This window comes from Sedimentimonas flavescens (assembly GCF_019264375.1).
Taxonomy (GTDB): Bacteria; Pseudomonadota; Alphaproteobacteria; order Rhodobacterales; family Rhodobacteraceae; genus Rhodobacter; species Rhodobacter flavescens.
Window position 1 is genome coordinate 269,557 of the sequence record NZ_JAHVAI010000002.1, and the last position, 12,505, is coordinate 282,061.

At 66.2% G+C, this 12,505-nt stretch carries 12 protein-coding genes; 11 read left to right on the forward strand and 1 reads right to left on the reverse strand.

The genetic code is table 11. The features are described 5' to 3' along the window. The first annotated feature begins 72 nt into the window (after positions 1 to 72). From fabI to trpE, 6 genes are all read left to right on the forward strand, one after another. Positions 73 to 894 (forward strand): enoyl-ACP reductase FabI, encoded by an 822-nt coding sequence (fabI, locus tag KTQ37_RS04420; protein WP_218629259.1) that lies wholly within the window; start codon positions 73 to 75, stop codon positions 892 to 894. A gap of 3 nt (positions 895 to 897) precedes the next feature. Continuing rightward, on the forward strand, positions 898 to 1,515 hold the full coding sequence (locus tag KTQ37_RS04425) for a LysE family translocator (RefSeq protein WP_218629260.1): 618 nt from the start codon (positions 898 to 900) through the stop codon (positions 1,513 to 1,515). Between the two features lie 9 nt (positions 1,516 to 1,524). After that, positions 1,525 to 2,031 (forward strand): xanthine phosphoribosyltransferase, encoded by a 507-nt coding sequence (gene gpt, locus KTQ37_RS04430; protein WP_218629261.1) that lies wholly within the window; start codon positions 1,525 to 1,527, stop codon positions 2,029 to 2,031. Between the two features lie 184 nt (positions 2,032 to 2,215). Further along, positions 2,216 to 3,397, forward strand: a complete 1,182-nt coding sequence (locus KTQ37_RS04435; RefSeq protein WP_218629262.1) for an aminotransferase — start codon at positions 2,216 to 2,218, stop codon at positions 3,395 to 3,397. Between the two features lie 68 nt (positions 3,398 to 3,465). Then, positions 3,466 to 5,316 carry a peptidylprolyl isomerase gene (locus KTQ37_RS04440; RefSeq protein WP_218629263.1) on the forward strand — a complete coding sequence of 617 codons (1,851 nt, stop codon included), beginning with the start codon at positions 3,466 to 3,468 and terminating at the stop codon, positions 5,314 to 5,316. A 10-nt stretch (positions 5,317 to 5,326) separates the two neighbouring features. Next, positions 5,327 to 6,835, forward strand: a complete 1,509-nt coding sequence (gene trpE, locus KTQ37_RS04445; protein WP_218629264.1) for an anthranilate synthase component I — start codon at positions 5,327 to 5,329, stop codon at positions 6,833 to 6,835. A 46-nt stretch (positions 6,836 to 6,881) separates the two neighbouring features. Here trpE and KTQ37_RS04450 read toward each other — a convergent pair whose 3' ends face one another. Next, on the reverse strand, positions 6,882 to 8,288 hold the full coding sequence (locus tag KTQ37_RS04450) for a divergent polysaccharide deacetylase family protein (RefSeq protein WP_218629265.1): 1,407 nt from the start codon (positions 8,286 to 8,288) through the stop codon (positions 6,882 to 6,884). Positions 8,289 to 8,438: 150 nt separating this feature from the next. Here KTQ37_RS04450 and KTQ37_RS04455 point away from each other — a divergent pair, with 150 nt between their 5' ends. From KTQ37_RS04455 to KTQ37_RS04475, 5 genes are read left to right on the forward strand one after another with little or no spacing between them, the layout of a single operon-like run. Continuing rightward, the gene (locus KTQ37_RS04455; RefSeq protein WP_218629266.1) at positions 8,439 to 9,026 is read left to right on the forward strand and encodes an anthranilate synthase component II; all 588 of its coding nucleotides are present in this window, start codon (positions 8,439 to 8,441) and stop codon (positions 9,024 to 9,026) included. Beyond that, positions 9,023 to 10,042 carry an anthranilate phosphoribosyltransferase gene (trpD, locus tag KTQ37_RS04460; RefSeq protein WP_218629267.1) on the forward strand — a complete coding sequence of 340 codons (1,020 nt, stop codon included), beginning with the start codon at positions 9,023 to 9,025 and terminating at the stop codon, positions 10,040 to 10,042. The genes KTQ37_RS04455 and trpD overlap by 4 nt, the downstream gene beginning before the upstream one ends. Beyond that, the gene (trpC, locus tag KTQ37_RS04465; protein WP_218629268.1) at positions 10,039 to 10,833 is read left to right on the forward strand and encodes an indole-3-glycerol phosphate synthase TrpC; all 795 of its coding nucleotides are present in this window, start codon (positions 10,039 to 10,041) and stop codon (positions 10,831 to 10,833) included. Before trpD ends, trpC begins: the two co-directional genes overlap by 4 nt. Continuing rightward, a complete protein-coding gene (gene moaC / locus KTQ37_RS04470; protein ID WP_218629269.1) occupies positions 10,830 to 11,303 on the forward strand; it encodes a cyclic pyranopterin monophosphate synthase MoaC in 474 nt (157 codons plus the stop codon). Before trpC ends, moaC begins: the two co-directional genes overlap by 4 nt. Then, on the forward strand, positions 11,303 to 12,484 hold the full coding sequence (locus KTQ37_RS04475) for a molybdopterin molybdotransferase MoeA (protein ID WP_218629270.1): 1,182 nt from the start codon (positions 11,303 to 11,305) through the stop codon (positions 12,482 to 12,484). Before moaC ends, KTQ37_RS04475 begins: the two co-directional genes overlap by 1 nt. Positions 12,485 to 12,505: the final 21 nt, after the last annotated feature.

Below are 12,505 nucleotides of genomic sequence, written 5' to 3' on the forward strand. Positions count from 1 at the left end.
TCGGCCTTGATGCGTCTCAAGCTTTCGCCTAATGCTGGCGCACTTACCAGAGGGAAGCGAGGGAAACCCGAGATGTCGAACAACCTGATGGCGGGCAAGCGCGGCCTTATCATGGGCCTTGCCAACGATAAATCCATCGCCTGGGGTATCGCCAAGGCCTGCGCCGATGCGGGCGCCGAGCTGGCTTTCTCCTACCAGGGCGATGCGCTGAAAAAACGGGTGGAGCCGCTGGCCGCCTCGCTCGGCACGCCCCTGCTCTTTGAATGCGACGTGGCCGACGAGGCCAGCATGGACGCTCTGTTCGAGGGGCTGAAGGAAACCTGGGGCACGATCGACTTCGTCGTCCACGCGATCGGCTTCTCGGACAAGAACGAGCTGCGCGGCCGCTATGTCGACACCTCGCGCGCCAATTTCGGCATGACGATGGACATTTCGGTCTATTCCTTCACCGCTGTCTGCGCTCGCGCTTCGGCGCTGATGCCTAATGGCGGCTCGCTGCTGACGCTGACCTATTACGGCGCCGAGCAGGTCATGCCGCATTATAACGTGATGGGCGTGGCCAAGGCGGCGCTGGAGGCCTCGGTCAAGTATATCGCCGAAGATCTCGGCAAGGTCGGCATCCGCTGCAACGCGATCTCGGCCGGTCCGATCAAGACGCTGGCCGCCTCGGGCATCGGCGATTTCCGCTACATCATGAAGTGGAACGAGCTGAACTCGCCCCTGCGCCGCAACGTGACGCAGGAAGAGGTTGGCAAGGCCGCGCTCTATCTGCTGTCGGATCTGGGTTCGGGCACCACGGGCGAGAACCTGCATGTGGACGCGGGCTACCATGTCGTCGGCATGAAGGCGGTGGACGCGCCCGATATCGACGTTGTCACGGGCCGTAAGGACTGAACCATGACGCTGGCCGCTTTTGTTGCGATCTATTTCGTGCATCTCGCGGCGGCGATCTCGCCCGGGCCGGCGGTTCTGCTGGCGGCCCGGACCGGCCTGCGCGAAGGCTTTGCGCGCGGCTCATGGCTGGCGGTGGGCATCGGCCTTGGCGCCTGCATCTGGGCCTTCGCGGCGCTGTTCGGCCTTGCGATCCTGTTCCGCGTGGCCCCGGCCCTGCTGACCGCGCTGAAGTTCGCAGGGGCGGCCTATCTGATCTATCTGGCCTACAAGATGTGGCGCCACGCCCCCGAGCCGCTGGACGATCGCATGTCCGAGGTGGTTTCCACCCGTTCGAACCTTGGCCTTGTGTGGCAGGGGATCGCGACGCAACTGGCCAACCCCAAGCCCGCGGTCTTTTTCGGCACGATCTTCCTGACCTTCGTGCCGCCGCATGCGCCGATCTGGGCCTATGCCCTGATCCTGCTGATCATTTTCGTGAATGACGCGGGCTGGAACGTGATCGTCGCGCGGATCTTCTCGCTTGAGCGGACGCGGCGCGGCTATCTGAACCTGAAAACCACGATCGACCGGATCTTCGGGGGCCTTCTGGCGGCCCTCGGGGTGAAGCTCGCGCTGACGTAGGAGCCTGCCATGAATGACCGTCTGCCGCATGAGAAGGGTTTTCACGTAAGCTGGGACCAATTGCACCGCGACGCGCGGGCGCTGGCGTGGCGGCTTGACGGCAAGGGGCCGGATGCGGGCGCGTGGAAAGCAGTCGTGGGCATCACCCGCGGCGGGCTGGTGCCGGCCGCCATCGTCGCGCGCGAGTTGGACATCCGAGTGGTCGATACGATCTCGGTGAAAAGCTACAGCCACCAGACGCAGCGCGAGCCTGCGGTGATCAAATCCCCGCAAGCGGATCTCATGGGCGATGGTGAGGGCATCCTGATCGTCGATGACCTCGTCGACTCGGGGCGCACGCTGGAACTGGTGCGCCGCCTCTATCCCAAGGCGCATTTCGCCACGGTCTACGCCAAGCCCAAGGGCCGCGAGCAGGTGGATACCTTCATCATCGAGGTCAGCCAGGACACCTGGATCTTCTTCCCCTGGGACATGGCTCTGCAATACGTCCAGCCCTATCGCGGCACGGATTCCTGATAGGCGCCCATATCGGCGCCTTCCAGCACTGGCTGTTCAAGACAAACCAACGGACCAAAGCGGTCTTCGGGCGTGGTTCTGCTAATGCTCGCCCTGACCTCACACGAATGGCGTGTGCGCCGGGGGCTTTCCTTCGGCGGGCGCTGACCCTAGGCTCGGCCCCGAGTCCCCTCGGAGCCGCATCATGACCCTCTTCCCGCTCAACCCCGCGCTGGCCGCGACCTTCCCGCCTCCGGTGATGGAGGCACGGCGCTGGCTCGACGGGGTGGTTTTCTCGCCCGAGCGCCCGCTGATCAACGTGAGCCAGGCCGCGCCGGTCGACCCGCCGCCCGAACCGCTGCGCCGCGCGATTGCCGAGGCCGCGCTGACCAACCCCGCCGCGCATCTTTACGGGCCGGTTCTTGGTCTCGACGATCTGCGGCTGGAATTGGCGCATCAGTGGTCGGAGGCTTACGGCGGCACGATCCACCGCCGTCAGGTGGCAATCACCCAGGGCTGCAACCAGGCCTTCTGCGCCGTGATGGCGACGCTGGCGGGTCCGGGTGATGAAGTCCTTCTGCCAACGCCTTGGTATTTCAACCATAAAATGTGGCTTGATATGAGCTCGGTGAAGGCCGTGCCGCTGGCGACCGGCCCCGATCTGCTGCCCGATCCCGAACATGCGGCGGCGCTGATCACGCCACGCACGCGCGCGATTGTTCTGGTGACGCCAAACAATCCGGGCGGGGTCGAATATCCGGCCACCCTTGTGCGCGCCTTCTACGAGCTGGCGCAGGCGCGCGGCCTTGCGCTGATCCTTGATGAAACCTACCGCGATTTTGACGCCCGCAGCGGCGCACCGCATGACCTGTTTGCCGACCCGGACTGGGACGAGCGGCTGATCCATCTCTACAGCTTCTCGAAGGCCTACCGGCTGACCGGCCACCGCGTTGGCGCCATCGTCGCCTCGGAAAGCCGGCTGGCCGAAGTCGAGAAGTTCCTCGACACGGTCGCGATCTGCCCCAACCAACTTGGCCAGATCGCGGCGCTCTGGGGGATGCGCAACCTGCGCCAGTGGGTCGCGGGCGAGCGCGCCGAGATCCTTGCCCGGCGCAAGGCGATGACCGAGGGGCTGGCCACCCTGCCCGGCTGGCGCACGCTTGGCTGCGGGGCCTACTTCGCCTATGTCGAACATCCCTCGCCCCAGCCTTCGCCCGAATTCGCGCAGCGGCTGGTGAAAGAGGCGGGCGTGTTGCTGCTGCCCGGCACCATGTTCATGCCCTCTGACGACCCCGCCGGACAGCGCCAGTTGCGCATCGCTTTTGCCAATGTGGATGCCGCCGGGATCGCGCAATTGATGGAACGGCTGGCCCAAGCGACGCCCTGAGCCTTGCGGCCCTTACCGCAAAGCCCTAAACACCCCAAAACGACCGGAAATGAGCGGGAGGACGCCCCATGTCGAACAAGCTGCGTAGCCATGGCAAGAGCGTGGTTGTCTGGGTGCTGCTGGCGATGCTGATACTGGGCCTTGGCGGCTTCGGCATGACCAACTTCGGCGGGCGCACGACCGCGATCGGTTCGGTCGGCGAAACCGAGATCCCCGTCAACGATTACGCCCGCGCGCTGCGTGACGAGATGAACGCCGCCACCGCCCAGATCGGCCGCCCCTTCACCATTGCCGAGGCCAAGCAAATGGGCCTCGACCGTCAGGTGCAGGGCCGGATGTTTGGTCAGGCCGCCGTCAGTGAGGCCGCGCGCAAGATCGGCCTGTCGGTGGGCGACGCCGAGATTCACCGCCAGATCACCCAGGCGCGCGCCTTCCAGGGCCTCGACGGAAAGTTCGACCGCGAGACCTACCGCCTCGCGCTGCGCCAAGAGGGGTATACCGAGGTGCAGTTTGAAGAGCGACTGCGCGCCGATGCAGCGCGCTCGATCATGCAGGCGGCAGTGGCTGCGGGCGTGAAGGCGCCGGCCGGTGTGGTCGATGCCTACGCGACCTACCTGACCGAAGAGCGCACGATCTCTTATGCGGAGGTCACCGGGGCCGATCTGACCGAAACCGTCCCCGAGCCGACCGAAGAGACGCTCAGGGCCTGGCATCAGGACCATGCAGCCGATTTCACCCGCCCCGAGCTGCGCGAGATCAGCTACGTTTGGCTCTCGCCCGAGATGATGGCCGAGAAGGTGACGCTCGACGAGGCCGCCCTGCAAGCTGCCTATGAGGCGCGCAAGGACGACTATGTGCAGCCCGAAAAACGCATGGTCGAAAAGCTGGTTTACCCGACGACCGAAGAGGCCGCGGCCGCCAAGGCGCGCCTTGACGCGGGCGAGGTCAGCTTTGCCGATCTCGCCGCCGAGCGCGGCCTGACGCTTGACGATATCGATCTGGGCGAGCCCGCTCAGGAAGACCTTGGCCCGGCGGGCGAGGCCGTATTTGCGCTGGAAACCCCCGGCGTCGTCGGCCCGATCGACACCGACCTTGGCCCGGCGCTCTTCTCGATGAACGCGATCATCGCAGAGCAGAACACGACATTCGAGGAAGCGCGCGAGGAACTGTCGGCCGAGGCCCGCATGGACCGCGCCCGTCGCCTGATCGACGAAGCCAGTGCCGATCTTGAGGATCGTCTGGCCGGTGGCGCCACGCTTGAGCAGATGGCCGATGAGACCGATATGGAACTCGGCCATATCTCGCTGGCACCCGATACCGATGAGGGCCTCGCGGGCTACGAAGCCTTCCGCGATGCCGCCGCAACCGTGACCGCCGAGGATTTCCCGGAACTGGGTTCGCTTGACGATGGCGGCGTGTTCGCTCTGCGCCTTGACGGTATCACCCCGGCCGCGCTGTTCCCCTTCGAAGAGGTGCGCGATCGGGTCATCGACAGCTGGCGCGCGGCCGAGACGGCGAAACTCAAGCGCGCCCGTGCCGAGACCATCAAGGCTGCGGTCGAGGGCGGTGCCACGCTCGGCTCGCAGGGTGTGCTGGTGAACACCGTGGGCGCACTCCAGCGTTCGAGCTTCATCGAGAACGTCCCCGCGACGCTCGTGGACACCGCCTTCGACACCGCGCCCGGCAAGGCTGCGATCGTCGAGGGTGGCGGCAAGGTCGTTGTGGTGAAGGTCGAGGGCGTGCATGCTGCCGACAGCGCCGCCGAAGAGGTCGCGCAGATCCGCGAACTGCTTGAGGTGCGCCTTGCGCAGTCGGTGGCGAATGACCTGCTGGACTTCTACGCCCGCGCCGCTCAGGCCGAAGCAGGCATGACGATCGACAGCACCGCGATTAACGCGGTGCAAGCCCAGATGCAGTAAGGAGGCTCAGTTGGTCGCCCTCTCCCCCACGTTCGAAGCCTTCGAGGCGGGCTGGAAGGCTGGCAAGAACCAGTTGGTCTATGCGCGTCTCGCGGCCGATCTCGATACGCCCGTGTCGCTGATGCTCAAGCTGGCCGATGCGCAGCGCAACTCGTTCATGCTTGAATCGGTGACCGGCGGCGAGGTTCGCGGTCGCTACTCGATCATCGGCATGAAGCCCGACGTGATCTGGGAATGCCGTGGCGAGACGGCGCGGATCAATCGACAGGCGCGTTTTGAGGATCGCTACGAAGAGCTTCCGGGCCACCCGTTCGAAAGCCTTCGCGCCCTGATCGCCGAAAGCCGCATCGACATGCCCGAGGATCTGCCCGCCGCAGCTGCGGGGCTCTTTGGTTATCTTGGCTATGACACGATCCGCCTGGTTGAGCATCTGCCCAACATCAACCCCGACCCGATCGGCGTGCCCGATGCGGTGCTGCTGCGCCCCTCGGTCGTGGCCGTGCTGGATGGCGTGAAGAGCGACGTGATGCTCTGCGCGCCCGCGTTCCAGGATTCGGGGCTGTCGGCACGCGCGGCCTATGCCCAGGCCGCCGAGCGCGTGATGGATGCGCTGCGCGACCTCGACCGCAATCCTGCCCAGACCCGCGAGATGGGCGAGATCGCCAAAGTCGGCCCGCTGCGCTCGAACTTCACCCCCGAGGGCTACAAGGCCGCGGTCGAGAAGGCCAAGGATTACATCCGCGCGGGCGACATTTTCCAGGTCGTTCCGGCGCAGCGCTGGTCGGCGGATTTCCCGCTGCCGCCCTTCGCGCTTTACCGCAGCCTGCGGCGCACCAACCCCTCGCCCTTCATGTTCTACCTCAACTTCGGCGGCTTCCAGATCGTCGGCGCCAGCCCCGAGATCCTCGTGCGCCTGCGCGAGAATGAGGTGACAATCCGCCCGATCGCAGGAACCCGCCCACGCGGCGCGACACCCGCCGAGGACAAGGCGCTGGAAGAGGATCTTCTGGCCGACAAGAAGGAACTGGCCGAGCACCTGATGCTGCTCGATCTGGGCCGCAACGATGTGGGCCGCGTGGCGAAGATCGGCACGGTGCACCCGACCGAGAAGTTCATCATCGAGCGTTACAGCCACGTGATGCATATCGTCTCGAACGTCGTCGGCGAACTGGCCGAGGGCGAGGATGCGCTGTCGGCCCTGCTGGCTGGCCTGCCTGCGGGCACGGTCTCGGGGGCGCCCAAGGTGCGCGCGATGGAGATCATCGACGAGCTGGAACCCGAAAAGCGCGGCATCTATGGCGGCGGCGTGGGCTACTTCGCTGCCAACGGCGAGATGGATATGTGCATCGCGCTGCGCACGGCCGTTCTGAAGGATCAGACGCTCTATATCCAAGCCGGTGGCGGCGTCGTCTACGACAGCGACCCGGAAGCCGAATACCAGGAAACCGTCAACAAATCCAAGGCGTTGCGCAAGGCGGCCGAGGATGCGGGCCTGTTCGTCCAGCGCGGCAACATCTAAGCAGGCGCACCAGGAAACAAGAAAGGCGGGCCAAGGCCCGCCTTTTTTAGTTCTCGACCAGCGTCGTAACCGGGGCCAACGCGATCCCCTGCCCGAGGCGCGCGGCCCAGCCACTGAGCCCCGCAACCGATTCCGGCCAGGCGCTAAGCATGATCGTTACGCGCCCGTCGCGCTGCGCCTCGAAGGCCGCTCGGGTCAGCGCGCGCTCGATTGCGGCAGCCGGTTCGCGCTCGGCATCAAGAACGCGCCATACTTCCGCTTCGGGCAAGCTTGCGGCGCGGGCAAGCTGCGCGGCGGGGTTCAGCCCCTGCCGCTGCGTGATCAGCCCCAACCCGGCGCGGTTCAGAATGGTCACCATCTGCTCGGCCAGCTTGCGGTTGTTCTGGATCATCGGCTGCGCGGGTTCGACCACGGCGACCGCCTCGGGGATCGCAGCGCGCCATGCCTCAACGGCAACCTCTAGATCGGTGGCCGAGGCATTTTCCGGCAAGGCCTGTGCGAGAATGGCAACTTCAAGCCCCCGCGCACGATATTCGACCGCGGCTTCCCGCGCATCGGCGCGATCGGGGTCGATGGCAATAGTCACCGGGAAATCGAGCATCTTCAGCGTGTTGCGATCCAGCCCCCCGGCCTGTGTGCCGACATCCACCAGCACCACCGACACGAGCGGAACACCGGGCGGCGCGATGAACGCCTGCGCATAACGCTCGAACGCGGGAAGATCGGGATCGGTCGCGACCGGAACGGGGTCAACGGGGGTCTCGGCACCCTCAGTCGCGATCCGGGGCAAACGGTCGGTCACAACGCCGGGTGCGGTCGAGAAAGCCGCGCCCCCTGCCCCGGCACCGCCATCGACCGAGAACACGCGCGGCAGCGACGGCGCGCCGTCTTCTGCCGGTGCAAGTTCGGGCGAGAAGACCTCGCCGGGCGGCGGAACGGGCATCGGGCTTTCCCCCTCGGGCGCGTTTTCCAGCGCCGCCGTGGGAACATCGCCCGCAGGCTGCGGCTCGGGGCGGGTCTCGCGCGCCTCGGGTCGCGCGCCCGGATCGGTCGCGATCCAATGCGGCGAGGTGGTTTCCTCGGCCTCGATCTGGGCCATCCGGGTGCCGCCGTTCACGACGCTCGGGACACCTTCCGGCGGGGGAAGCCGGGGCGAGAGATCGGCGGTCTTGCCGGGCGCCTCGGCGGCTTCGCCCATCGCGGGGGCAGCGGGCGCGCCATCAACCACCTGCGGCGCGGCCTCGGTCGGCGGTTGCGCGGCGGGAAGCTCTGCGGTGGGCATCGCGGGTTCAGCGGGCAGCGGGGTCGGCGCGGCATCGGGAGCCTGTGGCTCGGCGGCGGGCACGGGCGCGGGCGCCTGCTGTGGCAAGGGGGAGATCAACGACAAAGCCCCAATCCCCAGAACCGTGACCACACCTCCGGTCAACAGCCCGCCGAGCACCCCACGCATCATTCTTGCGCTCCCTTATATATCTCAATCCTGCGCCCGGGTGCGGAAAGCCGCCTGCAACCCTTGACCCCGGCGCACTGCTCTGAACATCTATAGCCCGACGACACTCCCGGTTCACCCCCAGAATCCGGGCGGCACACGGGAAATGCGATCATGCTCCTGCTCATTGATAACTATGACAGCTTTACCTACAACCTCGTGCATTATTTCGGGGAACTGGGCGCCGATGTGAAGGTGGTGCGCAACGATGCGCTCGACGTTCAGCAGGCCATGGGCATGGGCGCCGAGGCGATCGTGCTATCCCCCGGCCCCTGCGACCCGGCGCAGGCGGGCATTTGCCTGCCGCTGACGCTGGCGGCGGCCGAGGCGAACCTTCCCCTTCTTGGCGTTTGCCTCGGGCATCAGACCATCGGCGAGGCTTTCGGCGGCAAGGTCGTGCGCGCGGGCGAGATCGTGCATGGCAAGATGGGCACGATCCATCACGAGGGCAAAGGCGTCTTCCGCGACCTTCCCTCGCCCTTCCAGGCGACCCGCTACCATTCGCTCATCGTCGAGCGCGAGAGCCTTCCGGATTGCCTTGAGGTCACCGCATGGCTTGAGGGTGGCATGATCATGGGCCTGCGTCACAAGGAAAAACTGATCGAGGGCGTGCAGTTCCATCCGGAATCGATTGCCTCGGAGCATGGCCACCAGATGATCCGCAACTTCCTCGATGAGGCCAAGGTAAAGGTGAGCGCATGAGCGACACGATGAAACCGCTGATCTACGCGGCCTCCGAGGGGCCGCTGTCGCGCGCCCAGGCCGAAGCCGCGTTCGAGGAGCTGTTCGAAGGCACCGCAAGCCCCGCGCAGGTCGGCGGGCTCTTGATGGCGATGCGCGCGCGAGGGGAATCGGTGGCCGAGTATGCCGCCGCCGCCGCCGTGATGCGCGCCAAGTGCAACAAGGTCGTGGCCCCCGAGGGCGCGATGGATATCGTCGGCACCGGCGGCGACGGCATGGGCACGCTGAATATCTCGACCGCGACGGCCTTTGTCGTGGCGGGCGCGGGTGTGCCGGTCGCCAAGCATGGCAACCGCAACCTGTCGTCGAAATCGGGCTCGGCCGATGCGCTCGGCGCGCTTGGCATCAATGTCATGCGCGAGGCCCGCGTGGTCGAGCGCGCGCTGGCCGAGGCCGGGATCGGCTTCATGATGGCGCCGATGCACCACCCGGCGATGAAGCACGTCATGCCGGTGCGGATGGAGTTGGGCTGCAAGACCATCTTCAACATCCTCGGGCCGCTGACCAACCCGGCAGGCGTCAAGCGCCAGCTGACCGGAGCCTTCGCGCTCGACCTGATCTGGCCGATGGCCGAGACGCTGAAAGAGCTTGGCTCCGAGAAGGCCTGGCTCGTGCATGGCGCGGATGGAATGGATGAAATCTCGATCACCGGGGCGACCTCGGTCGCAGCGCTGGCGGATGGCAAGATCACAGGGCTTGAGATCCACCCCGAGGACGCCGGCCTGCCGGTTCATCCGCTGAAAGACATCCTTGGCGGCACGCCCGATGAAAACGCCGCCGCCCTGCGCGCGATCCTGATGGGCAAGACCGGCGCCTATCGCGACGCGGTGCTGCTGAATGCTGCCGGCGCGCTGGTGGTAGCCGACAAGGCCGCGGACCTGAAGGAAGGCGTTGCCATTGCCGCCGAGAGCATCGATTCCGGCAAGGCCCTGAAAACGGTCGAAACGCTCGCCCGGATCACGACGGAGGCGGAATGAACATCCTCGACAAGATCAAGGCCTACAAGCTTGAGGAAGTGGCCGCAGCCAAGGCCGCCCGCCCCTTGACGCAGGTTGAGGACGCCGCCCGCGCGCAGTCGCCCACCCGGGGCTTTGCCACGGCCTTGGCCGCCAAGGCCGCCGACGGCTACGGCCTCATCGCCGAGATCAAGAAGGCCAGCCCCTCGAAGGGCCTGATCCGCCCCGATTTCGACCCACCCGCACTGGCCCGTGCCTATGAGGCGGGTGGCGCGGCTTGTCTTTCTGTGCTGACCGACACGCCCTCGTTCCAGGGTGCACCCGAGTATCTGACGGCGGCGCGCGCGGCCTGCTCGCTGCCCGCGCTGCGCAAGGATTTCCTCTATGACACCTATCAGGTCGCCGAGGCCCGCGCCTGGGGCGGCGACTGCATCCTGATCATTATGGCCTCGGTTGAAGACAGCCTTGCCGTCGAGCTGGAAGATGCCGCCTTCGGTTGGGGCATGGATGTGCTGATCGAGGTGCATGACGCCGAGGAGCTTGAGCGCGCGCTCAAACATCTGAAATCGCCGCTGATGGGCGTAAACAACCGTAATCTCAAGACCTTCGAGGTCACCCTTGATGTGACGCGCCAGCTTGCGCCGACCATTCTGGCCGAGGGCCGGGACCTGGTTTGCGAAAGCGGCATCTTCACCCCCGCCGATCTGGCCTCAATGGCCGAGGTGGGCGCGCGTCGCTTTCTGATTGGCGAAAGCCTGATGCGTCAGGCCGACGTCGCCAAGGCCACCCGCAACCTGCTGGAGATCGCATGAGCCTTTCGCATTTCGACGCTCAGGGTCAGGCCCATATGGTCGATGTCTCGGACAAGGAGGTCACCGACCGCGTGGCCGTGGCCGAAGGCGCGGTCGTGATGCTGCCCGAGACGCTGGAGTATGTGCTGGCTGGCACCGCCAAGAAGGGCGACGTGCTGGGGATTGCGCGCGTCGCGGGCATCATGGGGGCCAAGAAATGCTCGGACCTGATCCCGCTTTGCCACCCCTTGCCGATCACCAAGGTCGCGCTCGATCTGGTGCCCGACGCGGCCCTGCCGGGTGTGCGGATCACTGCGACGGTCAAGACCTCGGGGCAGACCGGGGTCGAGATGGAGGCGCTGACCGCGGTCTCGACCGCAGCGCTGACGGTCTATGACATGCTCAAGGCGGTCGAGAAATCGATGCGCATTGAAGGTATCCGCGTGGTGCTGAAAGATGGTGGAAAATCTGGTCGTTACGAGGCAAAGTGATGATTTCTGTTGAAGAGGCGCTAGCCCGCGTACTTGAGCTTATCCAGCCCTTGGGCACCGAAACCGTGCCTCTGCGCAAGGGCTTGGGGCGGGTCATGGCCGCGCCGGTCAAGGCCGCGCTGACGCAGCCGCCTTTTGCAGCCTCGGCCATGGATGGCTATTGGCTGGCCGCCGCCGATCACCGCCCCGGCGCCACGCTGCGCGTCGAGGGCGAGGCCGCCGCAGGACGCGGCTTTGACGGCACTCTGACCCCTGGTCAGGCCGTGCGCATCTTTACCGGCGCCCCGGTCCCTGCCGAGGGCGGCGTGGTTGTCTTGCAAGAGGACGTTACCCGCGACGGTGACACTATCACCCTGTCCGAACGACTGTCGGACAATCACAACATCCGCCCGCGCGGCCAGGACTTTGCCGAGGGCACCCCATATTTCCCCCGCCACCGCCTAACCGCGCGCGACCTGGGCCTGATGGCCGCGATGAACGTGGCCGAACTGACGGTGCACCGCCGCCCCGTCGTCGCGATCATCGCGACCGGCGACGAGTTGGTCATGCCCGGCGAAACGCCCGGCCCCGACCAGATCATCTGCTCGAACAACTTCGTTCTGGCAGCACTGGCCGAAGCGGCTGGCGCCGAGGTGCGGATGCTCCCGATCGCAGCCGATAACGAGGCCAGCCTGCGCATGGTCTTCGGCCTGGCCGAGGGCGCGGATCTGATCGTTACCTCGGGCGGCGCCTCGGTGGGCGAGCATGACCTTGTGGGCAAGGTCGCCGCGGATCTGGGTCTTGAGCGCGCCTTCTGGAAGATCGCCATGCGCCCCGGCAAGCCTTTGATGGCAGGCCGGATGGGGAATGCCGCGATGCTTGGGCTGCCGGGCAACCCGGTCTCGGCCACGGTCTGCGCGAAACTGTTTCTGGAGCCGATGCTGGCCGCCCTGCAGGGCCTGCCCGCCGCACATGACGTCCGTCAGGCTATTCTTGGCGCCGATACCGGCCCCGCCGGCCCGCGCACGCATTACATGCGCGCGCGCTTGACGCCCGGCGCGGGCCTGCCGACCATTAGCCCATTTGGCAGTCAGGATTCCGCCCTTCTGGGCATCCTGGCCGAAGCCGACGCGCTGCTGATCCGCCCGCTTGGCGACGGTGCGCGCCGCGCGGGCGAGACCGTGGATTACATTCCGCTTTGATCCCGGCGCGTGTCTCACGTT

What these genes read in the sequence shown, in the direction of transcription:
- KTQ37_RS04450 (WP_218629265.1), bottom strand. Translation starts at nt 8,288, where the DNA reads ATGATGCGTGGGGTGCTCGGCGGGCTGTTGACCGGAGGTGTGGTCACG.
- KTQ37_RS04435 (WP_218629262.1), top strand. Translation starts at nt 2,216, where the DNA reads ATGACCCTCTTCCCGCTCAACCCCGCGCTGGCCGCGACCTTCCCGCCT.
- KTQ37_RS04455 (WP_218629266.1), top strand. Translation starts at nt 8,439, where the DNA reads ATGCTCCTGCTCATTGATAACTATGACAGCTTTACCTACAACCTCGTG.
- KTQ37_RS04425 (WP_218629260.1), top strand. Translation starts at nt 898, where the DNA reads ATGACGCTGGCCGCTTTTGTTGCGATCTATTTCGTGCATCTCGCGGCG.
- trpC (WP_218629268.1), top strand. Translation starts at nt 10,039, where the DNA reads ATGAACATCCTCGACAAGATCAAGGCCTACAAGCTTGAGGAAGTGGCC.
- fabI (WP_218629259.1), top strand. Translation starts at nt 73, where the DNA reads ATGTCGAACAACCTGATGGCGGGCAAGCGCGGCCTTATCATGGGCCTT.
- trpD (WP_218629267.1), top strand. Translation starts at nt 9,023, where the DNA reads ATGAGCGACACGATGAAACCGCTGATCTACGCGGCCTCCGAGGGGCCG.
- moaC (WP_218629269.1), top strand. Translation starts at nt 10,830, where the DNA reads ATGAGCCTTTCGCATTTCGACGCTCAGGGTCAGGCCCATATGGTCGAT.
- gpt (WP_218629261.1), top strand. Translation starts at nt 1,525, where the DNA reads ATGAATGACCGTCTGCCGCATGAGAAGGGTTTTCACGTAAGCTGGGAC.
- KTQ37_RS04475 (WP_218629270.1), top strand. Translation starts at nt 11,303, where the DNA reads ATGATTTCTGTTGAAGAGGCGCTAGCCCGCGTACTTGAGCTTATCCAG.
- KTQ37_RS04440 (WP_218629263.1), top strand. Translation starts at nt 3,466, where the DNA reads ATGTCGAACAAGCTGCGTAGCCATGGCAAGAGCGTGGTTGTCTGGGTG.